The organism is Paenibacillus senegalensis JC66 (assembly GCF_000285515.1).
Lineage (GTDB): Bacteria > Bacillota > Bacilli > Paenibacillales > NBRC-103111 > Paenibacillus_L > Paenibacillus_L senegalensis.
Genome location: NZ_HE610958.1, coordinates 302,693 through 328,133 on the forward strand (window position 1 = coordinate 302,693; position 25,441 = coordinate 328,133).

Annotated in this window: 25 protein-coding genes and 1 other annotated feature; of the genes, 13 read left to right on the forward strand and 12 right to left on the reverse strand. The window is 49.0% G+C overall.

The features are described 5' to 3' along the window. Positions 1-163 precede the first annotated feature (163 nt). The 3 genes from PSHG_RS09885 to PSHG_RS09895 form a co-directional block, all read right to left on the reverse strand. Entirely contained in the window at positions 164-583 is a 420-nt protein-coding gene (locus PSHG_RS09885) for a DUF350 domain-containing protein (RefSeq protein WP_026021288.1), read from the reverse strand. 136 nt (positions 584-719) lie between these two features. Then, the gene (locus PSHG_RS09890; RefSeq protein ID WP_010272401.1) at positions 720-1,394 is read right to left on the reverse strand and encodes a PspA/IM30 family protein; all 675 of its coding nucleotides are present in this window, start codon (positions 1,392-1,394) and stop codon (positions 720-722) included. A 163-nt stretch (positions 1,395-1,557) separates the two neighbouring features. Then, the gene (locus PSHG_RS09895) at positions 1,558-3,924 is read right to left on the reverse strand and encodes an endonuclease MutS2 (RefSeq protein WP_010272403.1); all 2,367 of its coding nucleotides are present in this window, start codon (positions 3,922-3,924) and stop codon (positions 1,558-1,560) included. 343 nt (positions 3,925-4,267) lie between these two features. On the opposite strand from PSHG_RS09895, the gene PSHG_RS09900 reads away from it, so the two are divergent. The 5 genes from PSHG_RS09900 to PSHG_RS09920 all read left to right on the forward strand — a co-directional run bounded on the left by PSHG_RS09900 (position 4,268) and on the right by PSHG_RS09920 (position 7,562). Continuing rightward, complete coding sequence (locus PSHG_RS09900; RefSeq protein ID WP_010272405.1) at positions 4,268-4,630, forward strand: phage holin family protein; 363 nt, start codon at positions 4,268-4,270, stop codon at positions 4,628-4,630. Positions 4,631-5,024: 394 nt separating this feature from the next. Continuing rightward, positions 5,025-5,213 carry a hypothetical protein gene (locus tag PSHG_RS31445; RefSeq protein WP_026021289.1) on the forward strand — a complete coding sequence of 63 codons (189 nt, stop codon included), beginning with the start codon at positions 5,025-5,027 and terminating at the stop codon, positions 5,211-5,213. Beyond that, positions 5,185-5,433, forward strand: coding sequence for a hypothetical protein (locus PSHG_RS29955; RefSeq protein WP_235782049.1), 249 nt, complete (start codon positions 5,185-5,187; stop codon positions 5,431-5,433). The genes PSHG_RS31445 and PSHG_RS29955 overlap by 29 nt, the downstream gene beginning before the upstream one ends. A gap of 84 nt (positions 5,434-5,517) precedes the next feature. Further along, complete coding sequence (locus PSHG_RS09915) at positions 5,518-5,895, forward strand: cupredoxin domain-containing protein (protein WP_010272409.1); 378 nt, start codon at positions 5,518-5,520, stop codon at positions 5,893-5,895. Between the two features lie 995 nt (positions 5,896-6,890). After that, positions 6,891-7,562 carry an SDR family NAD(P)-dependent oxidoreductase gene (locus PSHG_RS09920; protein WP_010272411.1) on the forward strand — a complete coding sequence of 224 codons (672 nt, stop codon included), beginning with the start codon at positions 6,891-6,893 and terminating at the stop codon, positions 7,560-7,562. A gap of 148 nt (positions 7,563-7,710) precedes the next feature. Here PSHG_RS09920 and PSHG_RS09925 read toward each other — a convergent pair whose 3' ends face one another. The 4 genes from PSHG_RS09925 to pheS all read right to left on the reverse strand — a co-directional run bounded on the left by PSHG_RS09925 (position 7,711) and on the right by pheS (position 14,126). Further along, positions 7,711-8,259: a CvpA family protein gene (locus PSHG_RS09925; protein ID WP_157213443.1), complete on the reverse strand. Its 549-nt coding sequence runs from the start codon at positions 8,257-8,259 to the stop codon at positions 7,711-7,713. 25 nt (positions 8,260-8,284) lie between these two features. After that, entirely contained in the window at positions 8,285-10,204 is a 1,920-nt protein-coding gene (gene zapA, locus PSHG_RS09930; RefSeq protein ID WP_010272416.1) for a cell division protein ZapA, read from the reverse strand. A 372-nt stretch (positions 10,205-10,576) separates the two neighbouring features. Further along, positions 10,577-13,021 (reverse strand): phenylalanine--tRNA ligase subunit beta, encoded by a 2,445-nt coding sequence (pheT, locus tag PSHG_RS09935; protein ID WP_010272417.1) that lies wholly within the window; start codon positions 13,019-13,021, stop codon positions 10,577-10,579. Positions 13,022-13,091: 70 nt separating this feature from the next. Then, entirely contained in the window at positions 13,092-14,126 is a 1,035-nt protein-coding gene (pheS, locus tag PSHG_RS09940) for a phenylalanine--tRNA ligase subunit alpha (protein ID WP_010272419.1), read from the reverse strand. 244 nt (positions 14,127-14,370) lie between these two features. After that, positions 14,371-14,664, reverse strand: a binding site (T-box leader). 381 nt (positions 14,665-15,045) lie between these two features. Here pheS and PSHG_RS09945 point away from each other — a divergent pair. Then, entirely contained in the window at positions 15,046-15,498 is a 453-nt protein-coding gene (locus PSHG_RS09945; protein ID WP_010272422.1) for a GNAT family N-acetyltransferase, read from the forward strand. Between the two features lie 104 nt (positions 15,499-15,602). Here PSHG_RS09945 and PSHG_RS09950 read toward each other — a convergent pair whose 3' ends face one another. Beyond that, positions 15,603-17,366: a proline--tRNA ligase gene (locus PSHG_RS09950; RefSeq protein ID WP_026021290.1), complete on the reverse strand. Its 1,764-nt coding sequence runs from the start codon at positions 17,364-17,366 to the stop codon at positions 15,603-15,605. Positions 17,367-17,730: 364 nt separating this feature from the next. Here PSHG_RS09950 and PSHG_RS09955 point away from each other — a divergent pair, with 364 nt between their 5' ends. The 7 genes from PSHG_RS09955 (at position 17,731) to PSHG_RS09980 (ending at position 22,760) form a co-directional block, all read left to right on the forward strand. Beyond that, entirely contained in the window at positions 17,731-19,113 is a 1,383-nt protein-coding gene (locus PSHG_RS09955) for a right-handed parallel beta-helix repeat-containing protein (protein WP_010272426.1), read from the forward strand. Further along, positions 19,110-19,730 (forward strand): nitrous oxide reductase accessory protein NosL, encoded by a 621-nt coding sequence (locus PSHG_RS27175; RefSeq protein WP_010272427.1) that lies wholly within the window; start codon positions 19,110-19,112, stop codon positions 19,728-19,730. The genes PSHG_RS09955 and PSHG_RS27175 overlap by 4 nt, the downstream gene beginning before the upstream one ends. A gap of 49 nt (positions 19,731-19,779) precedes the next feature. Further along, positions 19,780-20,211 (forward strand): ABC transporter permease, encoded by a 432-nt coding sequence (locus PSHG_RS31840; RefSeq protein WP_316244826.1) that lies wholly within the window; start codon positions 19,780-19,782, stop codon positions 20,209-20,211. Between the two features lie 26 nt (positions 20,212-20,237). Continuing rightward, positions 20,238-20,597, forward strand: coding sequence for a hypothetical protein (locus PSHG_RS31845; protein ID WP_316244827.1), 360 nt, complete (start codon positions 20,238-20,240; stop codon positions 20,595-20,597). Next, positions 20,590-21,327, forward strand: a complete 738-nt coding sequence (gene ccmA / locus PSHG_RS09970; protein WP_010272428.1) for a heme ABC exporter ATP-binding protein CcmA — start codon at positions 20,590-20,592, stop codon at positions 21,325-21,327. Before PSHG_RS31845 ends, ccmA begins: the two co-directional genes overlap by 8 nt. Positions 21,328-21,344: 17 nt before the next feature. Beyond that, positions 21,345-21,746 (forward strand): hypothetical protein, encoded by a 402-nt coding sequence (locus tag PSHG_RS09975; RefSeq protein WP_010272430.1) that lies wholly within the window; start codon positions 21,345-21,347, stop codon positions 21,744-21,746. A 90-nt stretch (positions 21,747-21,836) separates the two neighbouring features. Further along, a complete protein-coding gene (locus PSHG_RS09980; RefSeq protein ID WP_026021292.1) occupies positions 21,837-22,760 on the forward strand; it encodes an aldo/keto reductase in 924 nt (307 codons plus the stop codon). A gap of 151 nt (positions 22,761-22,911) precedes the next feature. Here the strand turns inward: PSHG_RS09980 and PSHG_RS09985 are convergent, their stop codons facing one another. From PSHG_RS09985 to PSHG_RS10000, 4 genes are all read right to left on the reverse strand, one after another. Continuing rightward, positions 22,912-23,319: a DUF2203 domain-containing protein gene (locus PSHG_RS09985; protein WP_010272433.1), complete on the reverse strand. Its 408-nt coding sequence runs from the start codon at positions 23,317-23,319 to the stop codon at positions 22,912-22,914. A 33-nt stretch (positions 23,320-23,352) separates the two neighbouring features. Beyond that, on the reverse strand, positions 23,353-24,006 hold the full coding sequence (locus PSHG_RS09990; RefSeq protein WP_010272436.1) for an HAD family hydrolase: 654 nt from the start codon (positions 24,004-24,006) through the stop codon (positions 23,353-23,355). A 123-nt stretch (positions 24,007-24,129) separates the two neighbouring features. Next, positions 24,130-24,252: a hypothetical protein gene (locus PSHG_RS31695; RefSeq protein WP_262362323.1), complete on the reverse strand. Its 123-nt coding sequence runs from the start codon at positions 24,250-24,252 to the stop codon at positions 24,130-24,132. A gap of 203 nt (positions 24,253-24,455) precedes the next feature. Then, positions 24,456-24,743 (reverse strand): CD3324 family protein, encoded by a 288-nt coding sequence (locus tag PSHG_RS10000; protein ID WP_010272437.1) that lies wholly within the window; start codon positions 24,741-24,743, stop codon positions 24,456-24,458. Positions 24,744-25,441 lie beyond the last annotated feature (698 nt).

Below are 25,441 nucleotides of genomic sequence, written 5' to 3' on the forward strand. Positions count from 1 at the left end.
TCCTCCATCCAGGCCCGATCAGGCCTCCTTGATGCCCTATGGCCAGCGTCAGCCGAACGGACTTAAGCATTGTTAATAAAGTAAATAACCCCTCCAATAAAAAATATACATGCAACGGCAAATAAAATAATCCACAAATACTTCATCCCCGGCTGCCCCCTTCTTAATTAATGCTTGCTCCGATGACATAGGACAGCCCGATCGAAATGATGCACGAAATAAATCCGATAGCGCGGTTATCATTTTTCAGTTCTTCACTAATTTTGAAGGAAGGAGTAAGCAGACTAAAAATCAGGTAGGCGACAACCAGCAAAACGAAGCCATAGGCCGACCAGATTACACTGTCTAACAGTTTATCATTATTCGCTATCGAGAACCGGAATATGTTGCAAATGCCGAAGATCTTGCCTCCTGTTGCCAGAGCTACGGCCAAATTGCCTTTTTTGATTTCCACCCAATCGTCATAATGAGTGACCATATTCCATAAGGTTAAAAACACCGTTAATGCCAGCACCGCAACTGAAAAAAAAGCGAACGCTTCCACATACGGGTTGGACATTAGTTCATCGATCTGATTATTCACGTTGCCATCCCCTTTTACCTTAACCATGGTAAACGGGAGAAAAGACCGAGGCCTGTTAACCCCAGTCTCTTCTCCCATTAGTAAGCCCAAGCTTCCACCGTGGAATAGGTCTCCGTCAAAGGAGCCCGACTTTCAATTATTCACCGTTCTTGTTAGCCAGCTTTGCCTTCAAAGCGGCAAGCTCATCTTCAATCCCCGCATCTCCCAGGCTCGCCAGCTCTTTATCCAGGGAGCGGCTGGAACTTGCCATATCTCCGCTCGCTTGAGCTTCTGCTTCCATTTGCAGGACCCGCTCAGACATACGGTCGAAGCCGCCGGCCGCACCATTGGAATTTAAGCCGGACATCGCACGATTAATCGTTTTCTGGGCTTTCGCCGCCTCCGCACGTGCTACAAGCAAATCACGCTTGTTTTTCATTTTGCCGAACTCGTCCTTCATTTCACTTAATTGGGAACGGAGCTTGTCGGCGTTTTCCTTGGCGATTCCATACTGTCTCAGCATTTCATCATAACGGGTTTGATGCTCTTTCTTATCCTGCAAAGCGCGGCGGGCGAGATCCTCGTTACCTTGCTCCAAGGCTTTCAATGCCTGGGCTTCGCGTTTCTGAACCATTTCGCCTGCTTCTTCATACTGAAGCTTAAATTTTTTCTCAACTGCGATTTGTTTTGCAACCGCAGCCTCGGCTTCCAGAATATCCTGCTCCATATCGCGCAGGAATTGATTCAGCATCTTGACCGGATCTTCAGCACGATCCAACATGTCATTAATGGAAGCAACCGTCAAGTCACGCAATCGTTTAAAAATCCCCATCCTTATTTCCTCCTCAGCAGTGATATGCTCTATCGTTAGTTTATATATTACATACGTTTCGGGACAAAAGATAGTTTCAACAATTTTCCCGGGGGTTGCCGGCCTGCCTAACCGAACCGGGAGAGGAAACACCGTTGACGGGTACCAGCTCGCATTGCGACCGTTACAGCTCCACCACGGTTACCCCATTGCCGCCCTCTCCGTATGTTCCAAACCGGAAGCTTTTCACCAAGCGGTGCTTGCGCAAGTAATCCTGAATTCCTTGTCTTAAAACACCCGTACCCTTGCCGTGTATAATATAAACCTGATGGAGATTCGCCAGAAACGATTCGTCAAGAAAACGGTCCACTTCGATTATGGAATCCTCGATATTATTGCCCCGCAGATCCAATTCGCTGCGAACCGATTCATCACGAGAACGTTTTAAACCTGTTACTGCTGTCTTCTGCTGCACTGGCTTAACCGGTGCTGCGGATATCTTCTCGAGATCAGTCTTGGCAATTTTCATCTTCATGATGCCAAGCTGTACGGTCACTTCCTTATCGCCCGAAAGCTCCACTACATGGCCCTTCTGGCCGAGACTGCGCACAAGCACCTCATCTCCGGGCTCAATAGCACGTGCCTTAGAGCCTGAACGGCTTCCGCTGACAGGCTTTTTGTCCAGTTGGGGAACAGCCTCGTCCAGCTTGCGTTTGGCTTCGATCAGCTTATGCTCCTTGATCGATGACCGTTCCTCCATCGCCATCTGACGCAGCTCACGTATGATCTGCTCGGCCTCCTGCCGCGCTTTCTTCACGGCTTCCTCAGCCTGCTGCTCCGCTTTGGCCAGCAGCTGAGAGCGCTGCTGCTCCATCCGGCTGCGTTCTTTTTCCAGCTGCTGCCTCAGTGCGGCAACCTCTGCATTCAGCTGTTCAGCGCTTTTGCGTTCAGCTTCAGCCGATAGACGGTTCTCCTCCAGCGTAGCAATCATCGACTCAACGCGCTGATCGTCCGCACCTACCTGACTTCGGGCGTGGTCAATAATCTTCTTGTCAAGCCCCAGCCGCTCAGCGATAGCAAAAGCGTTGCTTCGCCCGGGCACCCCGACCAGCAAACGGTAGGTCGGGCTTAATGTCTGGACATCAAACTCCATGCTCGCATTAACAATTCCTTTGCGTTCATAAGCGTAAGCTTTGAGCTCACTATAGTGAGTAGTGGCTACCATCCGGCATCCGAGCCGATGGATTGCTTCCAGAATCGAAATCGCCAGCGCCGAGCCCTCAGCGGGATCCGTGCCAGCCCCGACCTCATCGAGCAGCACTAAGCTTTTCGGCGTCATTTCCTTAAGAATGGAAATGATATTGGTCATATGGCTGGAGAATGTACTCAAGCTTTGCTCAATGCTCTGCTCATCCCCAATATCGGCAAAAATCCCGTCAAACACACATAGCTGACTGCTGTCCTCCGCCGGGACGAACAAACCTGACATCGCCATCAAGCTGAGCAGCCCGATCGTTTTTAGAGTAACGGTCTTGCCTCCAGTATTAGGCCCCGTAATAATAATCGACTGAAATTGATTGCCAAGCTCCACATCGAGAGGAACAACAGCATCCGCAGCAATAAGAGGATGGCGTCCTTTCTTGATCTTCAAGAAGCCGCGGTCGTTCATAAGCGGCAGGGTAGCCTTGAACTCGCGGGCAAGGCCTGCTTTCGCAAAGATAAAATCAAGCTCCGCAAGGATATCCAGATTAAAGGCAATTTCATCTGCCGCTTCCGCCACTTCGGCTGTCAGCATCCCTAAAATCTTTTCAATTTCCCGCTCTTCCTTAAAGCTCAATTCACGCAGCCGGTTGTTCAACTGAACCACCGCCTGCGGCTCCATGAACAGCGTTGCGCCAGATGCAGATTGATCATGAATCATGCCGCCGATGCTGCTGCGGTATTCCTGCTTGACAGGAATTACATACCGGTCATTGCGGATTGTAATAATCGGGTCCTGCAGCATTTTCTGTGTGGACGGGGTGCGAATCATTTGCTCAAGCTTCTCGCGGATTCGTGCTTCACCGGTCCTCAGCTCTTGCCGGATTCTCGCCAGCTCCTGACTGGCTGAATCCATGACTTCGGCATGTTCATTAATTTTGGCCAGAATGCTGTCAGCCAGGTCCTTCAAGTCCATTACCTGAGCCGCCTTGTCTGCCAGCAGCGTCAATTCATGATCCTCGGCCATCTGCAAAATAAACCGCTTCAATCTCCTGCCGCCGTTCAGCGTATTCGCGGTGTCCAGCAGTTCTGCCGGATTCAACAGACCGCCGATCTTTGCCCGCTTGACGCTCGGCCGCACATCACGAATACCTCCGAATGGAGCGGCACCTTTAATCCTCTCCACCTTGACAGCCTCATCGGTTGCCGTCAGCCTTCGCTTAACCTCGTCCAAGTCTCCGCTTGGCTGCAGCTCCGTCGCCCAGGCCTTGCCTAAAGAGGTGGCCGCAAAGCTTTGTAATTTATCCAAGATTTTATGAAATTCCAGTGTTTTCAAAATTTTATGGTTCAACGCTTGATCCCTCTTCCTGTAAACCCCGCTGGCCTTTTCAGCACAATCCGGGAAAGCCTATAGCTTGTTATCCAGCATCAATCGGCAGCGAGCCGTATGCCGTATGGAGTGATTTTAGTCCGATTTATGCCCCCTGTACGGAAGCCTCGTTACCAAACGGGCAGTTATCCTTTATTATATCGAAAGCTTTTTGCAATAGCCAAGATTTAACCCTTTATAACCAAACTTTCCTTTGGTCTGGACTAATTTACAAAGCATAACTCGCGAAAGACATGGCAAACTAAAAGCGAATCTCGTGGGGGTTTCCCTAATGTTAACTTAAATTAAAGGAGGATTTATGCTTATGAATTTTCTCGCTCATTTGGTGCGATTCATCGTATCTGCGTTAGTTTTAATGTTTGTTGGGTGGATCGTGCCCAATTTTACAGTTGGCGGCTTCTGGAGCGCCTTTTTCCTGGCCATCGTGATCGCCATAGTCGGCTGGATTATTGAAGGCATCTTCGGCCGCCGGATTACCCCATTTGGCCGGGGGATTGTCGGTTTTCTCGTCAGCGCTCTGATTATTTGGATTGCTCAATTCATCGTCGGCGGAGTCTCCGTGACCTTCCTAGGGGCACTGCTGGCCGCTTTAGTGATCGGGATCATTGACCTGTTTATTCCGATCAGCACACCATTTAACCGCGGACGCAGAAAAGCGCATAGCTAAAGCGCTGCTTGAGCTCATTGCTGGGCTCGCAGCAGCACTGCTAGGCTCGCTGCTTGAGCCCACTGCTAGGCTCGCTGCTCTGCTTTACTCGCTGCACACAGATAAAGCAAAAAGGTAAACAAGTAAAACACATGTCTGGCACACTGCTTGAGCATATATTTCAGCTAAATTTATCTTGAAGTTTAATCGGCAGTTTGCAGGCCGGCAATCCTGGGGACCTAGGATAGCTGGCCTCTTCTCCTCCTTTTGTCACCATTCCTGATCTCCTTTCCTCAGCCTCACAACTCCCATTTTTCTGTCGCCACCCTATCCTGTTACCATTCCCCACGCTTCAGCTCAGGTCAACCTGTCCCATTTTGGGGGCAGCAAGAAGGAAACGAAACGGAGAATGTTAATGATTACAAAATTCAAGAAAGGCTCGTACAAGATATCCCTTGCCGCAATTCTTCTGGTTCTTGTATTAGGCGCCGTTCTGCTGACCGATGCACTGGATGACGGAAAGGGTGCCAAGCTGGACACATCGATTAAAGCGGAAGTGGCTTGCTGTGAAGAAGATGAAAGCCGACCAGGAAACGGCCTGTGACGCAAGCGTTCTTGAAAGGCTGGGTGAGCGTGAAGCTTCATCTTACGGAATGACTTTACTCATGCTGTCGCGGTTGTTTTCCCGGAGGTTCTTTTTCTCTGTCACCATTCCCCAGCCCCTTTTCCCTGTCTCCATTCCTCATAACCGTTTTTCCGTTGCCTATTCCAACATTTCTCATTTTAGTCACAAAGGCTTCACCAGTTTGTCACTGCATTCTTGACTTATAAGGAGTAAGATAAAAGTGCATTCAATGCTTTTTAAAAATGATAAAGAAGCAAGTAGTTGAGAAGGAGGAGAACGGGTTATGAAAAAAATAGCGGCGTTAATGTGGGGGGTAGCTATACTGCTCGTGGTGGCTGCATGCGGCAGCAACGGAGGCAGCAATCAAGGCATTTCGCAGGAAGAGATGGATAATGCAGAGAACGTTACCATCGTAGCGACCAATTACCAATTTGATCAAACCGAATACCGGATTAAAAAAGGCGAAGTATATAACATTGTTCTCGATAATGCCGAAGGTGTTCACGGAATTGAAATTAAAGGCGCTCGGGTTAAGCTCGACAATGCTAATTCCAGCGAATATTTCAAGGCCGATAAAGTCGGAGAATATGAGATCATCTGTAACATTCCTTGCGGCCCGGGCCATGCCTCCATGGTGGCCAAGTTAATCGTAGAAGAATAAACAGGCTGCTTGTGAAAAATTCTTATCCAAAACCAGACATTGCGCTAGATCGGCGCAATGTCTGGTTTTTTACTTGCAGCAGCAGGCTTGTGGACCGAGCCAACCCTGCGGCGGCGATTCTATGCGGTTTTTCTGTGAAGATAAAACTCCCAGCATGATGAGCAATCTCGGGTAATCGTACCTGCAATGACATAACTTGCTTCGAAATTTCTTCGGAACCACTAACTGCAGCTCCTTAATTTCTTAAAGCCCTGCATTTGTACGATTTGTCATACAAATCTTGGGCAATCGCCCTTCAATCCCATGCTTTTGTACGATTCGTCATACAAATCTCGGGTAATGGCACCTCAAAGCCCTGAATTTATACGATGTTTCATACAAACCTCCGGTAATCGCACTTCAACCCCATACATTTGTACGACATTTCGTACAAAACGCAGGCAACAAGCCCGCGCACCCTCGAACCCCGCCAACTTTGGCTATTTTCATGCCGGAGTTGTGCCTGAGAATTCAATGGCATGACTGTTTCCGCATACATTCCGCCTCGACACTCTCTGCGGCGGCGGTTCTATGCGGTTTTCCGCATACATTCCGCCTTGGCACACCCTGCGGCGGCGATTCTATGCGGTTTTCCGCATACATTCCGCCTCGGCACTCGCTGCGCACATGCTGCAACCGTGCTATTTCCCCTTGCTTAATCCTAACCCCCCTGCCTTCTTGCTACTTTTTAAGTTCACAGATTTCTTTTTCTTTACCTAATTATTGCTTTATTTAAGTGGTCGGGGCTCCATATCGTTGCAGCAATTAATCAGACAAAGTCAAGTGAAAACGGAATACGGCACAGCTCCGAGCTTTGATTGATGCAAATTCGTATTTCAAGTTTATTAGAGAAGCGCTTAGATGAGATCAATTTTTTTGATAAGTCAAACTATTCCGCAGGGAACTTAGATTTGTTATGATTCCCCTAACCAGGAATATAAAGGAGGTTTAACACGATGACCTTAGAGCAAAGAGTCGTAATGATCTCTGGAGCGGGAAGCGGGTTAGGCGAAGCGGCAGCTATGATGATCGCCAAACAAGGAGCATCTGTCGTTTTATGCGGTCGGCGAAAAGAACGAGTAGACCGTGTTGCCCAGGCGATTATCGAAGCTGGAGGCCATGCGACCTCTAGCAAGGTAGATGTCTCAGAGGAACAGCAGATCACGCAATGGATTGCCGAGACCATCCAACAGCTTGGACGAATTGATGTTTTGATTAACAATGCAGCTGTAGTCGAAATCGGAACGTTATCTGATACTAAACTCGAGGATTGGGACTACCAGATTAAAAACAATCTCCGGAGTGTGTTCCTGTTGACTCAAGCCTGCCTTCCCATCATGCGTAAACAGCGTTATGGTCGGATTATCAACATTACCTCTTCGCTTGCCGACAACGGTGCAGGCGGCTATGCCGCATACGGGGCCAGTAAGGCAGCCGTCGAAGCACTTACAAGGACAGCAGCAGAAGAGGAGCGGGAGCACAACATTCTTGTAAACAGCTTCAATCCGGGAACGATCCGTTCCGCCATGCATGCTACAGGCCAATCGCCCTATAATGTGGTTCCGCAGCTGATCCGTTTGGCTACTCTGGCAGATGGCGGACCATCCGGGCAAATCGTACATGCTTGAGAGTTGATTGAACCGCAAAAAGTAAATAAACCAGCGGGGCAACAGCCTTATAAAAAGGCAGCAGCCAGCTGGTTTTTTATTATGACGGTTGTGGCTAGCTCCCCATCCCATCATTCAAAAGCACGTTTTCGGATGATGCCTTTGGATTCTAGTCCGCCCGCATGAAGGACAGCTCTGGCAGCAGCTGCTCGGCAGCCCAGCCCGGCCACTGCAGCAAATAGGGAACAAGTACAGAATCTCCCAAAGCATATTGCAGGGAATTAGAAGGAAGAACCATAACTATATAGATAGCTAATGTGGTTAATAATAGCGCTTCGAGCAAAGCAAACAGAACGCCTCCCCAGCGATTAAGCAGGTTAAGCCCTGGTGCTTTGACTACGACATTAAGAAAATGTTTGAGGATAGCAATTCCGATGCGCACTACAAAAAACAGAATAGCAAAGGCCAGCACGTTGTAAATGACCTGAAAAACCTGAAAATGGGCAAACAAAAACTCATAGTCGGTATTCTGCGCCAACGTTTCCAGGGGAATCAACAAGGCGATGTAAGGCGACAGATAGCGATAGAGGAAAAAGGCCGCAAGCAAGGCAGCTATTATTCCGACCACGGAAAGCAACTGCGCCACCAACCCCCGGCGATAGCCTAGTGCGAAGGAAAAAATAACCACCCCAACAATGAGCCAATCTACAATATTCAATACGGGAAACATCCCGATCTATCCTTTAAGAGGAGGAAGAGCTGGATTCGTCTTTCTCAATTACCAGTTCTATCCATTCGTTATATTCTTTTTTCAGTTTTTCATATTCATCAAGCAATTCCTCATAGCGCAGCTTCAATTCTTCGTCTTGATGTGCAGCGGATGTATGGGCCTCAGAAGCCGCTGCAGCTTCTTGCATCGCCTCCAGATGACGGGCACTTTCCTGCTCCAATTGCTCATAGAGCCTTGACAATTCCTCCTGCCGGGCATCCAATTGCTGCTGCAATTGCTTTATTCGCTCCGAGTAATCTTCTTCGCGTTCGACGGCAGATTCCAGGTCTGCGCTTAAACCTTGAAGCGCAAATTTTAAACGGGTTTGCTCCGCTTCCCAATCCTGTTCCTTACGCTTCCAAGCAGATTCGCGGCTTTCCCACTCTTGCTTCACGCTCTCCCACTGCTTTTGAATGGCTTCCCGCTTCTTATACTCCTGCTCTTGCTCCTGCTGCAGCTTTTCCAATTCCTGATACAGCTCTTCCTGCTCCTGCTTTTCCTTTTGTAAGGCTTTCTCAAGCTCCTGCTGTCTTTGCTGCTCCCTCTCTAGAGCCTGCCGCAGTTGCTCTTGCTGCTGCTCTTCGTTTTGCAAAGCCTGATACAGCTCTTCCTGCTCCTGGCGTTCTTCCTTCAGCTTCTGCTCAAGATCCCGCTGCTTCTGATGTTCCTCCTGCAGCAGTTGCTCAAGATCCCGCTGCTTCTGATGTTCCTCCTGCAGCAGCTGCTCAAGATCCCGCTGTCTCTCGCGGCCCACCTGCAGCTTCTGCTCAAGATCCTGCTGCTTCTGATGTTCCTCCTGCAGCAGCTGCTCAAGATCCCGCTGCTTCTGATGTTCCTCCTGCAGCAGCTGCTCAAGATCCCGCTGCTTCTCGCGCTCCTCCTGCAAAACTCTCTCAAGTGCCAGCTTCTCCTGGCGCTTTTCTTGCAGGGAACGCTGAAGCTCCTGCTGTTCTTTCAGCCATGTCTGCCGCAGCTTCTCGTGCTCCTGCTGCTTTGTTTGCAGTGATTGCTCCAGCTTCTGCTGCTCATCTTTGATCGAAAGCTCGCGCTTCTGGCCGGCCTCTACTTCCAGCTTCAGCTTGCTCAGCTTCGACTCTAACGCCTGCTTCTCTTCCGACCAGCGATGCTGTCTGCTCTTCCACTGGTTATGCTCGTCCTTGAGTTTGGTTAATTCCTGTTTGGCGAGAGTCAACTGATTATGCAGGTGAGTTTCTTTTTCCTGATGTTTTTTGCTCTGCTCCTCGAGCTTCTCCTGAAGCTGTTCCACCTCTTCTTTAGCCAGCTGTTGGGCGGCTTGCTGATCGGTCAGCTGACCCTGCAGCACTTCCAGTCGGCTGGTCAGCTCCGCCCGCTCCTCGCCCCAAGTCTTCTTCTCGGCGTGGAAGCTTTCCAGTTGGCGATCGGCGTCAAGCGCTGCTTCTTTTAATTGATCGAGACTGCCCTCCAGCTGAGCCAGCGCTTTTTGCCGCTCTTCATCAAGCCGTTCAGCTTGGTGCAGCTGCTTTTGCAATTGGCTGCGCTCTTCCGTACTCTTTTGCTCAAACTCCTTCCACTGCGCCTCCCGCTGCTGCCAATCACCGATTTCCTTTTGCAGCTCTGCCTTCTGCCGTTCTAAGCGGTTGACCTGCTCCTGCGAGATTTCATACTGCTTGCGAATTTCGAGAAGCTCGTCATGCTTTCCCTTGATTTTAAAATATTCATCCGCCATATTGACAGCGGCCAGAACAGCAATTTTCATCGTATCCAGACGCGAATTGAGCCCGGCAATCTGGTTCATTTGCTCATCCACATGCGCAGCAACCCTCTTTATGTAGCTAGAACTGGTGCTGCTCATCAGTTTATAGTTTGTTCCGTAAATATCGACCATGACTCTTGTTTTCTCTTCTGCGCTCATCTTTGTTCCTCCTCCCCGATCCCTCGAGTTGCTGTAAGACGGACAAGCTATCAACATAGGCTGTATATTCATCTGAGGTAACGGCTCGTTAGCAGCGTCTATGACAGCCGGAATAGATTCATTATCCTGGACAAGACAAGCCGTTTCATGCAAGATTCCTGTTAATATCTGAGCATTGCTTGCAGTTAGGCCCGCTGTTGTGCCTGCAGCGGTTTTGCTCTACAATTCGCAAACACTGAGACACTTTGGCACAGCCTCTATATCTTATTTGCGTAAAAGCCCCTTGGATTTATGAAAATGTCGCCCTATAGAAAAGACCTGCCTTATCGCTTATTCGATAAATATTCGATAAGACAGGCCGATTTCCTTCCGTTATTTGCGAAGCTCTGCAGCAAAAGTTTGTTCCAGCGCGGCAATGACCTTATTATTGATCTCGGTTACCTGGTCATCGGTCAAGGTCCGCTCCGGATGGCGATAAACAAATGAAAGGGCTACGCTTTTCTTGCCTTCACCTATACGCTCACCAGTATAGATATCAAACACGGCTATCGACTCAAGAAGATCTCCCGCTGTTTCCCAGGCAAGCTGCTCCATTCTCCCGACCTCGACGGAAGCATCAACAACCAAGGCCAGATCTCTCGCCATGGACGGATAACGAGGCAGGCTCCGATACTGAATGGTGAACTCAGACAATTCCACGAGCGCTTCCACATCAAGCTCAGCAATGTACGTCTCTTCCAGGCCTTTGTGCCTTTGCAAATCCGGATGGAGCTGGCCGAGCGTACCCAGCTTCACAGATTTTTCCACGCTGCGCATCCAGATTTCCGCTGTCCGCCCCGGATGATAGCCGACAGGCTGTGCCGCCTCATAAGAGCTGCCATTGATCCCAAGGTAACGAAGCAGCTTCTCAATAATCCCTTTCAGGTCAAAGAAATCGGCTTTTCTAGGTTTTTCCGACCATTGCAGCGGGGATACCTCGCCGCTGATCAGGATAGAGAGCAGCCATTTTTCTTCGGGCTGTTCGGTAACCGTATCCTCTTCTGTGAGAAACACCTTGCCAATTTCAAACAGGCTTATCCGCTCAGAGCCTCTGTTCAGATTGTATTCTGCTGTCTCCAGAAGGTTGGGAATGATCGAGGTTCTCAGCACACTGCGCTCCTCACTCATAGGCATGGCCAGCTTAACCGGCTTGGCATTGGCATATTCCCCTGGGAATTCGGCCTGCTGACGCGGATGTACCAAAGAATAAGTAATCGCTTCTTGCAGCCCGCTCTGAGACAGCTGCGTCCTCATGGCACGGCGGATCTGCTGCGTCCGGTTAAGGGCTCCCGGCGTCGTGACGCCTTCCATTAAGGTTGTCGGTATATGATCATATCCATGCAGCCGAGCTGCTTCTTCATAGAGGTCAACCGCGCGGGTAATGTCTCCTCTGCGAGTCGGAACCGTAACCGTTAACGTACCGCCGGCCGCAGACTGTATCGGGAACTGAAGCCTTGCCAATAAAGACTGTACCTCATTCTCTGACAAGGAAGTTCCGAGAAATTCGTTCAGCTTCTCAATCGACAGATCAATTTTTACCGGCTCAGTCTTTCTTATGATTTGCTGAGAAACTTGAGCGGCAGCCTTGCCGCCTGCATATTGGCAAATGAGTGATGCCGCACGGTTTAATGCGGCAAGCACCATCTCCGGATTGACTTCCTTCTCAAATCTTAAGCTTGCCTCTGAACGAAGCCCGAGCTGCCGTGACGCTTTACGTACCGAAGGCCCGGCGAAGTATGCCGATTCCAGAACGATCCTGCTGGTAGCAGCAGTCACTTCCGAATTGGCCGCTCCCATAACTCCAGCTACAGCGACAGGCTTGGTGCCGTCGGTGATTAGCAGCATTGAGGAATCGAGCTTGCGTTCCACATCGTCAAGAGTAACAATCGTTTCCCCCTGACGGGCCATGCGGACAACAATATTGCCTCCATCGAGCTTATCATAGTCAAAAGCGTGAAGCGGCTGACCTGTCTCCAGCATAACGTAATTAGTGACGTCTACGATAATGTTGATCGGACGAATTCCAGCAGCCATCAAACGGTTTTGGATCCAGAGAGGGGAAGCTTTGATCTCTACATTCTCTACATATCGGGCCGCATAGTGATAGCATTGATCAGGCGCATCGATCTTGACCTTTACCTTCTCTTCTGCAGATAAAGAGGATTCGCTCAAGCCCTCCCGATCATTGGGAAGATTTACTTCTCTTCCTGTAATCGCGCCAATCTCATAAGCTGCTCCGAGCATGCTTAAGCAATCGGAACGGTTTGGCGTCAGGTCCAGCTCAAGCACCTCATCGTCCAGCCCAAGCACGGCAAGAGCGCTAGCTCCGATTGGCGTATCTTCCGGGAGCACCAGAATGCCTTCCTGAATTTCTTTGGGCAGCAAGCGGTCATTCATGCCCAGCTCTTTGGCCGAACAGATCATGCCCTGGGATTCCACTCCCCTTAGCTTCGCTCTTTTGATCTTAAAATTGTCCGGCAGCACGGCGCCCACGACGGCTACCGGAACCTTTTGACCGGCGTCTACGTTTTTGGCTCCGCAAACGATTTGCAGATCACTTTCTCCACCGACATCCACTGTACATACACTTAACTTATCCGCATCAGGATGCTTCTCCCTCGTTTTCACCAATCCGACAACGACCTGGTGCACCCCTTTGTTCCGCTGTTCCACAACATCGACCTCAATCCCGCTGCGAGTCAGCTTTTCCGCTAATTCAGTAGCAGAGAGCCCGGACAGATCGATATAATCGGAAAGCCATTGATAGGATACCTTCATCTTATATATTCCTTCCCTTCCTGTTTAATCCAATCAGCATTTTACCTAGGGCAAAACAGCTTGAAACAGCTTAAATATGAACAAACTGCTGCAAAAACCGCAAATCGTTCGTATAGAAATGCCGTATATCCTCAATCCCGTATTTCAGCATGGCAATACGCTCGACACCCATACCGAATGCAAAGCCGCTGTATTCTTCCGGATCATACCCCGACATCTCCAGCACCCGCGGGTGAACCATGCCCGAGCCCAAAATTTCCAGCCACCCTGTCTGCTTGCAAGTCCGGCAGCCCGCTCCTCCGCACATCATGCAGCTGACATCGACTTCCGCACTGGGTTCCGTAAAAGGGAAGAAGCTGGGCCGCAAACGGATTTGCGTTTGTTTGCCGAACATTTCCTGAACAAACTGCTGCAGCGTTCCCTTGAGATCGCTCATCCGAATTTTTTTATCAATGACTAGTCCCTCAATTTGGGTGAACAGGTGGGAATGGGTAGCATCGTCATCATCACGGCGGTAAACCTTGCCCGGGCATATAATCTTGACCGGAATAGATCCTTTCATCCTTTGCATAGTACGCACCTGTACAGGTGAGGTATGGGTTCTAAGCAGCACATCTTCCGTAATATAGAACGAATCCTGCATGTCTCTCGCCGGATGATCCTTAGGGAGGTTAAGCGCTTCGAAATTGAAATAATCGGTTTCTACCTCGGGCCCTTCTTCTACGGTATATCCCATGCCTATAAAAATCGCTTCAATTTCCTCAATCACCTTATTCAACGGGTGAATCGCTCCCGCCGGACGAGCTCTGCCAGGCAGCGTTACATCAATTGTCTCCTGACGCAGCTTCCGTTCGGTCTCCTCCTTGCGGTATTGCTCCAGCTTGGCCTCGATGCCCTCAGCAATTGCAGCTCTTACATCATTGGCTACCTGACCGATGACCGGTCTTTCTTCGGCGCTCAGAGAACCCATTCCTCTTAGCACCTCAGTAATCGGACCTTTCTTGCCTAAATACTTTACTTTCAGCTCGTTCAAGTGCTGAGTATTAGCTGCCTGCTCCAATTCCTGCAGGGCCTCTTGTTTCAGCGCCTCCAGCCTGTCTTTCATCACTAATCGCCTCCACTAAACAATTGATTGTTCATTCTTTAGAAATGTGGTGAAAAAACGGTCTATTAGTTGCGGATCATTCCTTCCGAGCGCTGTTATCCCAGATTTTTGATTACCCAGACCTTTAAAGGAGTACAATCCGGCGGTAAAGGCGCACACTTCATTTCTCCAGAACGATTCCGCAGCTTCCCGTCACTTTCACCGCTCCTCTGCGCCTGAAACGAAAAAAACGCCTTCGCTCCCAAAAAGGGACGAAGACGCCGTGGTACCACCCTCATTAATTAGCGTTCACCTGGGCCCTACAAAGGTCCAAGGAAATACCGGCATAGTCTAAAGCCTTCGCTAATTCACTCTTATCGAATAACGGCTCGGCACCGGTACCCTCTACTGCAAAAACCCTGCAAGAAAAGCAGCGGCCGGTTCAAGGGACAGCTCCGGAGTGAATTTCAGCAGCCTGGTTCTGTAAGGATGCTCTCAATCTCCGGCATCCTCTCCCTGTAAAGAAGCACTGCTTACTTGTCTCCATCATAGCTTTTCAGAACTATACACCAGCAAATCTAACGTATAAAAGTCATTATATGCAAATTATAGGGGGAACGCAAGGCCTGACCAGCTTGGCACAAGCCCAATATCAATACCCTGCAGCAGTCTTGGCCGGCAACGACTTCATTCCAGGTGTTGTTGTCCTCCCGCAAAAAAAATCTTAGCATAGCATACAAAATATGCGAGTCGGTCAAGTTTCTTCAGGGTATGTTGTTATCGAAACGGTTGTTTTATGGAACAATAGCTAGTACCCAGCTTTTTGACCGTGCCCTATCCAAGGGACTTGATCTGTAGTATGGTCTATAGAGCGGGCCATAATACCTTTTACAAGGACCCCTAACATGATAGGGACTTAACACAAACGGAGGAATCCAGCATGAAACTGCTGAAACGAGCGGAAGAATTTACCCCGGCTGTCCGCAGGCTGATTGAACAATGCTTATATATGGCGGATGACAAAAAAATATCCAAAATCATTGATCTTTACATTTCCGAGTCTTGCCGGTTTTTCTATGCCCTGCTTGAGGATGGCGTGCCGCAGGCCATTATAGGCATCAGCGTCAGAAAAGAAGCAACTAGCGAAAGCCCTGCAGCGACCATTCTTCATATTGCCGTTGATGATCATTTACGTACCCGGGGCATTGGCCGGAAGATGATTGATGAAGTGATCGAAAAGCACAAGCTGGCTTCTATTCAAGCGCAGACCGATCAAGACAGTATGGAGTTTTACAGAACCTGCGGCTTCTCGATTACCAGCCTGGGAGAGCTTTATCCCGGCGTAGAACGTTTTCTTTGTGAAAAGAAGATCCATTCGGCGGGATTTCAATAACACCGGCAGACAAAGCCCTCAGCACTTTGTCTGCTGGCTTCAGCCATCAGGAACGGCGCCTCTTTTTCTCCGGCGAGCAGCCGGTCTTTGCTAGCTCTTGAATCTTATCCGCCTAAGCCGATTACCTTCTGAACCCAGTTTTCCAACTGATCAACCAGCACTTCAGCGGTTTCACCACTTTTCCGGATCGTACATTCGACAACTCGCTCGCCGGCCCGTTTTCCTACCGTTATGCGTATCGGCATGCCTAATAAATCGGCGTCATTGAACTTGACTCCAGCCCGCTCCTTCCGGTCGTCCCACAATACTTCTACGCCCTTCTTCATCAGGGCTGTGTAGAGTTCCTCGGCCACCGCCGATTGCTGCTCGTCTTTGGCATTCAATTGCAGCAGATGAACATGAAAAGGGGCAACAACCACCGGCCATGCAATCCCGCGTTCGTCATGATGCTGCTCAATAATAGCCGCCAGCAGGCGTGATACGCCAATACCATAGCAGCCCATGATCATCAGCTGCTCGCGTCCATTTTCATCTACATAGGTGGCATTTAACTGCTCGCTATACTTGGTCCCCAGCTTGAAAACATGACCGACCTCTATCCCCTTGGTAAATTGCAAAGCCTCTGCACAGCGGGGACAACCATCGCCAGGCTGGACCATTCTTAGGTCATAAAACTCCTCAGCCGCAATATCTCTTCCCAATCGGGCATGCAAATAATGGGCATCCTCTTGGTTGGCTCCAATGACTAAGCTGGCTGCGTTTCTTAAGCTCTGATCGACGAATAATGGAAAGGTCTGCTTCAGCCCAGATGGACCGAGAAAGCCGGGAACCGAGCCTAATTCCTGCCTTACACCTGCTTCATCCAACAGCTCGATAACTTCTGCGCCAAGCAAATTTTTCAGCTTGATTTCATTCAGCTGATGATCTCCCCTAACAAGTGCAAGCACAATTTGCCCGTCAGCCCGGCAGGCTATCGTTTTTGCTATTTGTGAAGGGGCGACTTCCAAATACCGGCTTACTTCTTCCACCGTTTTCATTCCCGGAGTTGAAACCATCGTCATGTCCAGGTTAACTACCGAATCCGCATCTGCCCGAACATCAGCCGTCATTCCATTGAGCTGCGCATCGCCTTGTGCCGCTGCCCGGTTGCCGGCTGCTTCCGCCTTCTCCACATTCGCAGCATAGTCACATTGCGGGCAATAGGCGATCGTGTCCTCGCCAATATCGGCAAGCACCATAAATTCATGAGTACCGGTTCCACCGATTGCTCCCGAATCAGCCTCTACGGCTCTGAAGTTCAGAGCGCAGCGATTTAATATAGTGTGGTATGCGTTATACATGGCCTGATAATTCCGATCCAGCCCTTCCTGATCCCGATCGAAGGAGTATCCGTCCTTCATCACAAATTCACGGGAACGCAGCACTCCGAACCTGGGGCGTCTCTCGTCGCGATACTTGGTTTGAATCTGGTAAACCGTAACCGGAAGCTGTTTGTAAGAGGTCACTTCACTGGCAAGCAGGCTGGTTATGACTTCTTCATGAGTCGGTCCCAAAGCAAAGGCTCTTCCGCCTCGGTCAGTCAGCCTCATCAGCTCCGGCCCATACACGTCCCATCGTCCGGATTGTTCCCATAGCTCCGCTGGCTGCATAGCCGGCATCAGCATTTCCTGGGCACCGGCCCGGTTCATTTCCTCGCGAACGATTCCTTCCAGCTTCCTCAAGGCCCGTATACCCAGCGGAAGGAAGGTATATACCCCGGATGCCAGCGGTTTGATTAATCCCGCCCTAAGCATCAGCTGATGGCTGGCTGCTTCTGCATCAGCGGGGACATCCCTTAAAGTGTTTAACAGCATTGTCGACTGCCTCACGATTTCCGCTCCCTTCATCTTATGCTTAACTTGATTCCTTCTTCGTTGTTTCCGGATAGCCGTTAAAGGCTGCCAGACTAAACCGTGCCTATCTTGTGTCAGCGTTATCGTACACCTATTTTTATTGCTGCAGCTTTATCTCTCAACATTATGGTAACAACATTGACACATTTGCGCCATACAATAGCCCCAACTGGCCATTCTAAGCTTTATATTTTTGTAATAAACTCATAGTGATAGAATAGACTGATAGAATAATCCACAAAAAGGAAAAACGATGGAATTATGAATTCGTGTATCCAGCTAACGGGGCAGAGAAAAATAAGAAAAAGCGACTGCGACCTCACTATGGAGGTGATATCAGATGGTTTTGTTAAGTCGATTCTGCCGGCTCCTGTTAGCCATAGCCATTATTGCTGCCGGGGGGACAACCGGCTTGGCGGCCTTATCCGGCTTCAAAGGCTTTCAAGGTTATTCTTCCCAAAGGACAGCCGCCGCTTCGGCAAATGCCAATCTTCAATCATGGATTGACGCTGCTGAGGAAGGAGACATGCTGATTTTGCCGGAAGGTGAGTACAGCGGACCGGTTACGATTTCCAAATCACTAGAGCTGAGCGGCAATGGCAAAGTCCTGATAAGAAGCTCCGGGGATCAGCCTGTTATTGAGCTTGCCGGCGACCATATAACCTTATCGGGGATACATATTGTACACGAGCCCGCGGACAGGCTGCAGCCTGCGGTTCAAGTGACAGGCAATTACAACCGTCTGCTTGGCCTCGACATTGTCACCAAGGGCAGCGGCATTTATTTGCGTGGGGCCGACCACAACCTTCTCGATGATCTTGATATTCGTCATTCGCTGGCTGGCAACAATATTCCCTCTACCTACTCAGATAAAGGCAACGGAATAGATCTATTGGAATCCAATTATAACCGGATTGCCGGCAGCCGCATCTCAACTATGCATGACGCCATTTATATAGAGAACAGCACGCATAATACTGTAGAAAGCAACTACGCCGAATTTTCACGTTATGGCTATCATCTCATGTTCTCCGCCGATTCCGAGCTGCGAACTAATATTGGCCAATACAACATCACCGGTGCGATGATTATGAGCTCCGACCGGATAGAGGTCAGTGAGAACGCCTTTACGGACCAGAGTGAAAATGTCAATTCACAAGGTATTTTGCTCTATGATGTAACCGAGTCGCTTATTGAGCAAAATCAAATTGACGGCAACCGCACGGGCATTTATATCGAACAGGTGAAAGACAGCACCGTGAGCAGCAATTGGATTGCCCGCAACTTCATCGGTGTGGAAATGCTGCTATCTCAGGAAAACAATCTTACCGGCAATCATTTCATTTCCAATGTGACGCAGGCGCAAAGTATGACCAGCGACAATAACGAGGTGCACAGCAACTTCTGGGATGATCTGCAGGGCATTGATTTAAGCGGCCAGGGAGTAAGCAGTCTGCCCTATAAAACCGATCCCTTCTTTCTAAATCTAACCAGACCGGTACCGGCTTACCAGCTTTTTTTTCAATCACCCGGCATTATCTTTTTACAGAATATGTTTCCACCTGCAGTTCAACAGCAAATGGTGGATACAGCACCTCTGATGAAGCCGCGGTTTTATATTCAGGAGGGTAATGCCGGCGGCATATGGACAGCCATTATGGCTTCACTGCTGCTGCTGGTAAGCCTGCTCATTATTTATACTATGGGGGTAAGGAAACAATGAACAAATGGATCAAGCTAGGCGCATTAAGTGTATTGCTGTTCGTCTTGGCGGCATGCGGACAAAACAAGTACAGTCCGATAGAAATTAATGAGGCGGTCCATACTTGCGAAATATGCAACATGCAGGTGGCTAATGACCGTCATGCTACGCAGATTATTACTAAAGAAGGGCGCGCCCTTACTTTTGATGACTTGGGATGCCTGTATGAATGGAAGGCGCAGAACGGCACCGACACCATCGGAGAACAATACGTCCGTGATTATCACAGCTTAGAATGGATTAAATTGTCTGACGCTTATTATGTATATGATGAAAGCTTCACTACACCGATGGCCTACGGCATTTATTCATTCAAAGAACAGGCTGAGGCCGAAAAATTTATTAGTGAACAGGCCAAGGGCCAGTTGATGTCGGCTGCCGATCTGGATCATCATACCTGGGAAGGGCATCATGGCGATCATCATGGTGACCATCACGGAGAAGGCCACCATGATGGCGATGGTCATGGCGATGATCATGAACACGAGGGCCACGGCGAGGAACACGAAAAGGATGGGGAAGGCCATGGAAAGAACCCGGAACATGGCAGCTCCAACGGGCAGAGCGGGAGTCACTAATTCGATTCCAGCACCCATAACGCCATTTCACCTTTGAGGAAGTGATGCCATGCACTGGCTTACTATAGCCACAAGAGAAATTAAGCTGGGCTTTCGTAATCCCTGGGCTTATTCGTTTCTCGTTTTATTTGCTTTGTTTAGCCTGGCCCTGCTGCTTATCCAATCGCAAAACCAAATCAGCGGCTATACGAGCACGACTGCGGGAATGCTCAATCTCATTTTGTACCTATTGCCTCTAATGACACTTCTTCTTGGTTCCTTTTCCTTGACGTCCGAGAAAGAAGAGGGAGGCTGGCAGCTGCTGGCAACCTACCCGTTAAACACATCCGCTTACCTGCTCGGCAAATACGTCGGGCTTGCTGTTGTGCTGCTTGTGATCATCAGCTTCGGCTTTGGACTTTCCGGCGTGCTTGGTGTTGTCGTTGGCAAGGCGTTCACCCCGCTCACCTTTGCCTTGTTTTTATTTTTGCCGCCCTGCTAATCCTGCTTTTTCTGGCTATCGCTCTAGTGATCGGCACCTTTACAGCCAACCGTTGGCAGGCGCTCACTTATGGTGTCGGGATATGGTTTTTTCTGGTGCTTGCCTGGCCCACGATTCTGGTTACGATTCTTGGTTTCCTGCCTTACTTATGGATCAAGCCGCTGCTTGTATTGCTCACCTTCCTGAATCCGGCGGAACTCGTACGCCTCTTTACGATTATTCAGATGGGAGGCGGCTCCATTCTGGGACCGGAGTATTATCAGTGGGTCCAGTGGGTTAAGCAGCCCAGCGGCATACCGCTATTTCTTGCTGTCTGTTTAATATGGATAGCGGCTTGTCTCGGACTGGCAATTTCCGAATGGGAAAGCAGGCGATATCGTGCATAAATCACCTATAGTTGTTTTGGACCAGGTATCGAAGTCGATCGATAACAAAATCATTGTTCAGCCTCTAAGCTTACAGGTCTCTGCCGGCAATATTGTGGCCCTGTGCGGCGGGAACGGGGCCGGCAAAAGCACCTTGCTGCGGATGATCGCAGGAATTATCCAGCCGACCACCGGCAAGCTTACGGTCAATGGTCTGGAGCATAGGAAGAAGCGCAAGGAATATGCGGAATGCATCGGTTACATGCCGGACGATTTCCACTTCCACCAGCCGTTGTCCGCACTTGAGCTGCTAGCCTTCTATGCCCAGCTCAAAGGCGTTAACAACGAACGTGTGCTGCAGCTGCTGGAACAGGTAGGGTTGACGGAGGTCAGGCATAAGCCTGCATCGGCCTACTCCAAAGGAATGCGCCAGCGTCTGCTGTTTGCCCAAGCCCTGTTGGCTAAGCCTCCGCTGCTAATACTTGATGAGCCTACCAATGGGCTGGACCCATATTGGATGGACGCCTTTATTGATCTGCTGCTCGAATTGAAAAAGGCTGGCCATACCGTTGTGTTCTCTACGCATCAGCTGCATATTGCCGAGAAGGTTGCTGATCAGGTCGTATTCATGGCGGACGGTCATGTTTTAAGGTCAGCCGGTTTGCGTGAACTAATGCAGGAATATCCATCCAGAGGATTAAATGGCGCCTTTTCCGAGCTGCTTAGTCAGAGCATACCTGCAAAGGAATAAAAGGAGGCTTATCCAACGTGAGAAACCCCAAATTTACAACAATACCATCTTTGTTTTTGTGCTGCATCCTGTTGATATGGCTAACAGCCTGCGGAACCGTATCCACCCCGTTTCAGGAGGGGATCGTCTTTGAAGAGGATCAGGTCACGCTTTCCAGCGATCCCGATCCGCCCATTGCCGAGCAGCAGACACAGCTGAAGGTAGAGCTTGAAGCTTCTGCAGCACAAGACATCCGAATCGATTTTGAAGTCCGCAAGGAAGGCTCTGCAAGGGGGAAATTTTTGAAAACAAGCAAGCTTTCCGATCATGTTTACACTGCAGACGAGACCTTTCAAGATTCGGGAACTTACCGGGTGTTTATTCATATTTATTCATCCGACATCCATCAAACGATGGAAAAAAAGATGGAAATCCACTAATAAGGCTCTGTAACAGGGGAAACGGATCAACAGAGCCTTCAAGGTCATACTAAAGGTAACTATGCTACCCGAGGAGGCAATAGAATGACAATGAAATACCGGAGGCTGGGAAAGACCGGTCGTAAAGTGTCCGTCATCGGCATTGGCACATGGCAATTTGGCGGGGAGTGGGGAAAATCGTTCTCCCAGGACGAGGTGAACCGGATTCTGGGACGCGGCAAGGAGCTGGGCATTAACCTCATTGATACAGCCGAGTGTTATGGAGATCACTTGTCCGAGCGGTTAATCGGAGGCTATCTCAAGCAGGACCGTCGTGAGGATTGGTTTGTTGCGACTAAATTTGGCCATCAATTTCACAGCCATTTGACTCGTACGGATCGTTATTCCGCTTCGGATGTGCTGGAGCAGCTGGATGCCTCGCTCAAAGCGCTGCAAACGGATTACATCGACTTGTATCAGTTTCATTCCGGCAGCAACGAAGCTTTCGATAATGATGAGCTTTGGACAATGCTGGACAAGCAGGTGCAAGCGGGGAAAATTCGCCATCTGGGAACCTCTATCGGCAAAAATGATAATCTTTATCAGACTGAACAGTCTTCCCGCGTTCATTCTGAAGTCATACAGGTGATCTATAACCGTTTGGACCGGAAGCCTGAGGACAAAGTGTTTCCGTCCTGCATAGAGCAACATTTGGGCGTTCTGGCCCGTGTTCCATTAGCCAGCGGCTATTTAAGCGGAAAATATAAGCCCGGGGCCGTATTTGCGGCAAATGATGTGCGGCATAATCATGACAAAGAAGCTGCTTTAGACAAGCTTAAACAGGTGGAGGAAATCCGGTTAAACGAGGTTCCACAAGGAATGGATATGGCCCAATGGGCTCTCGCCTGGAGCTTAAAGCATGATGCGGTCACCAGTGTTATTCCCGGCTGTAAAAGTGTGGAGCAAGTTGAATCCAATGCAGCCGCTGCACAGTGGGTAGGCGAAGGCCATCCGCAAGCATGGGAAGAGGCATAAGCTTGGGATGAAATAGGGCGCCTCCCTTATAATCCCTCCCCGGTTTTCGGTTGGAATTGCGGTTTCTAGACACGAAACATGCTTGGAGACCGCTTTTTACAAGGGGGGGACCATTATCCTTGAGCTGACCATTGCTTTCAGGATGGCTTGCTCACTTCACTTCGCCATCAAGCGGCTTGCGTCCTATAAAACCTTCCTCCGGACCGTGGTAATGGGTAATTCGTTCCTCTCCCATCTTCCAGCAGAGCAGAATCTCCTGTCCATCTTTAAGTGCAGGGAAATCCACCAGCCCGGCTTCTACGCTTTTTAATTCCGCTCCCTTCTGGGCAATGCTGTTTACAATCGTCTGCGCTTCTATCTGCATGAACTCTAGTTCGAATTCTCTCTCGAAAAGTCTGTCATCGCGTTCTTTTACGGGCGTAGCCAGCTTTTGCTTGAGTAAGGACAATTCTTCATAGCGCTTTTCAAAAGCCCGTTTAATCGCCTGCAGCTGACCGACTTCCTCACGGATTATGGGGAGAATCGCATGGGCTTCCTCGACGGTAAAATATTTCTTCATCTCGTCGTCCTCCTTCCTGTGTGAGCGGAACCGTTACAAATATTGAATAATGTCCTCCAACTGGTCAATCCACCCGATAGGCTCTACCTTTTCCCTAGCAAATTTACTTCTATCCCCACGATAGGCTAAAAATCGAGAGCCTGCGCGTATAGCCGCCCTTCCGTCTATCCATGAATCCCCGATAGACAGCCACTCGGCGGGTTCAATATCCGGATACAGCCCGTGTATGTATCTGACGCCTGAACAAGAAGGCTTTAGCTTCGGAATCTGATCCCGGCCTACGACATGATCAAGGTAAGCAATCATTCCGGTATGTTCCAGAGCCGTTATCGCTGCCTGATAAGCATTATTAGTGAGCACTACCAGCGGGTATCTGCCATGCAGCTGCTCCAAAATCTTGTCAGCCCCGGGCTCGGGACCGGCGTCTTTCATCCCCTCCCGTTCTACCTCAGCTAAAACTTCCCAAATGAGAGGCATCCATTCTTCAGCTCCCGCGGACGTTTTGCGGGCATCCTCGATGACTTGAGCAGTTGTTTTATGCTCCGCAGAGTATCCTTCCGGCAATAGACGACGATCTTGCAAAAAAGAAAGTGCCGCTCTCTTCATCCACACAAAATCAATAGTGGACTGAATAAGCGTATTGTCCATATCAAAAATAATCGCACGGAACGACGGATTAGAGCTCATGGTATTATTCCTTTCTTCACCGGGTATTGGGCATAAAATGATTCTTGCAAATACCGGACTGATATCTATCTCTTAAGGATACTGAATTTCCCCAAGAATATCCACTGCCGGCATAATTCCAGCTTAATGAAACCATGATCTGAAATTCCAGTGCTGCTTGTCCAATAAAGGAACAAGCAGCTCCTGCCCTATCTTCTCTCTTTCCAATAAGACCAATACAGCCAGATCAGCATCTGCATAGTCCACATGGAATCGTGCTCTTTCATAGAACTCCCCCCTTTATCAGTATTGCTTCAGTATATGCATACCGCGAACGCTGAGCTTGGGGAGCCGCCTCCATTCTATGAAAAAAAATTCATAGATTGAATACCACGTATATTTCACCTTGAAGCCTTTGGGGGGAAGTCAACGAATTAGGCGGCTGACTCTGTAAGAATCAGCCGCCTAATCTATCGTGTAGCTTTAGCTTTTTCCCGGCTTTTACCGATAATCTTCCGGATGCTGTCTTCGGAAAGATGGTAGGCCTGAATCAGCTCTATAATTTTTGATCCATTCATGTATTTCCGGTAAATTTCTTTGTTTCTTCGTTCAATCAGTAAACGCGCTCCGTTATTTTCTCCCCATCCTGCACGTTTCTGTTCTCTTTTAGGAATGTATACAATTTCCCCTTGTATATACTCCTGCAGCTGCTTCAATAAACTAGGCGGAAGAATATCCCTCCCGTTTTTGTAGCTCATGGATGAAAACCTCCTCGATCTTTTCTTTTCCGTAAATATGATCTGTCATTCTTGGATTAGTCGCTTTCATCTCAAGCACCTCCTTTCAAAATGTATGTAACACGAATTCACTTCATAATTCCTTAACCGAGCGTTGAATTAGCGATATATGGACTCACTTGATTCAAGTGATTCTATATATTGAACCATTCAGAGATGGATACGATTTATGAAATGGATTCACGCTTAAACCTAAAAAAGGGAATAAAAAAAACACGATAACCTCATCGTGCCTGCCCGCGGTAAGTATAATCCTCGATGTATGTGATAATCAGGTGATGGTTATGCCAACTTTATTTATTTAGTTGAACTTCCTGTGTATAGATGTGCGATCTGAATCATGCTGATCTACTCCCTTCACCTAATTAATGTTATTTATTAATGTTTATTGGTAAACCCAATTATATATGCAATCCTAGCGAATAAGCAAGTGTTAATTTGAATCCGCAGCTTTTTATATCCGTAATCTTATAGGACGGGGCCCGAAGGCCCCGTTCTTAACAATCTTCGCCTTAGGCGAAGACCACCTCACTGTTTGTAATCAAAACGATCACGCTCCTTTCTTTCAATATTGCCGGCATCTTAATTTACTCATTTTTCGTTTATTCTCTCAAGTGAAAGAATGGTTATAGTCGTTCTTTCCTCAAGCTAAAAGTGAT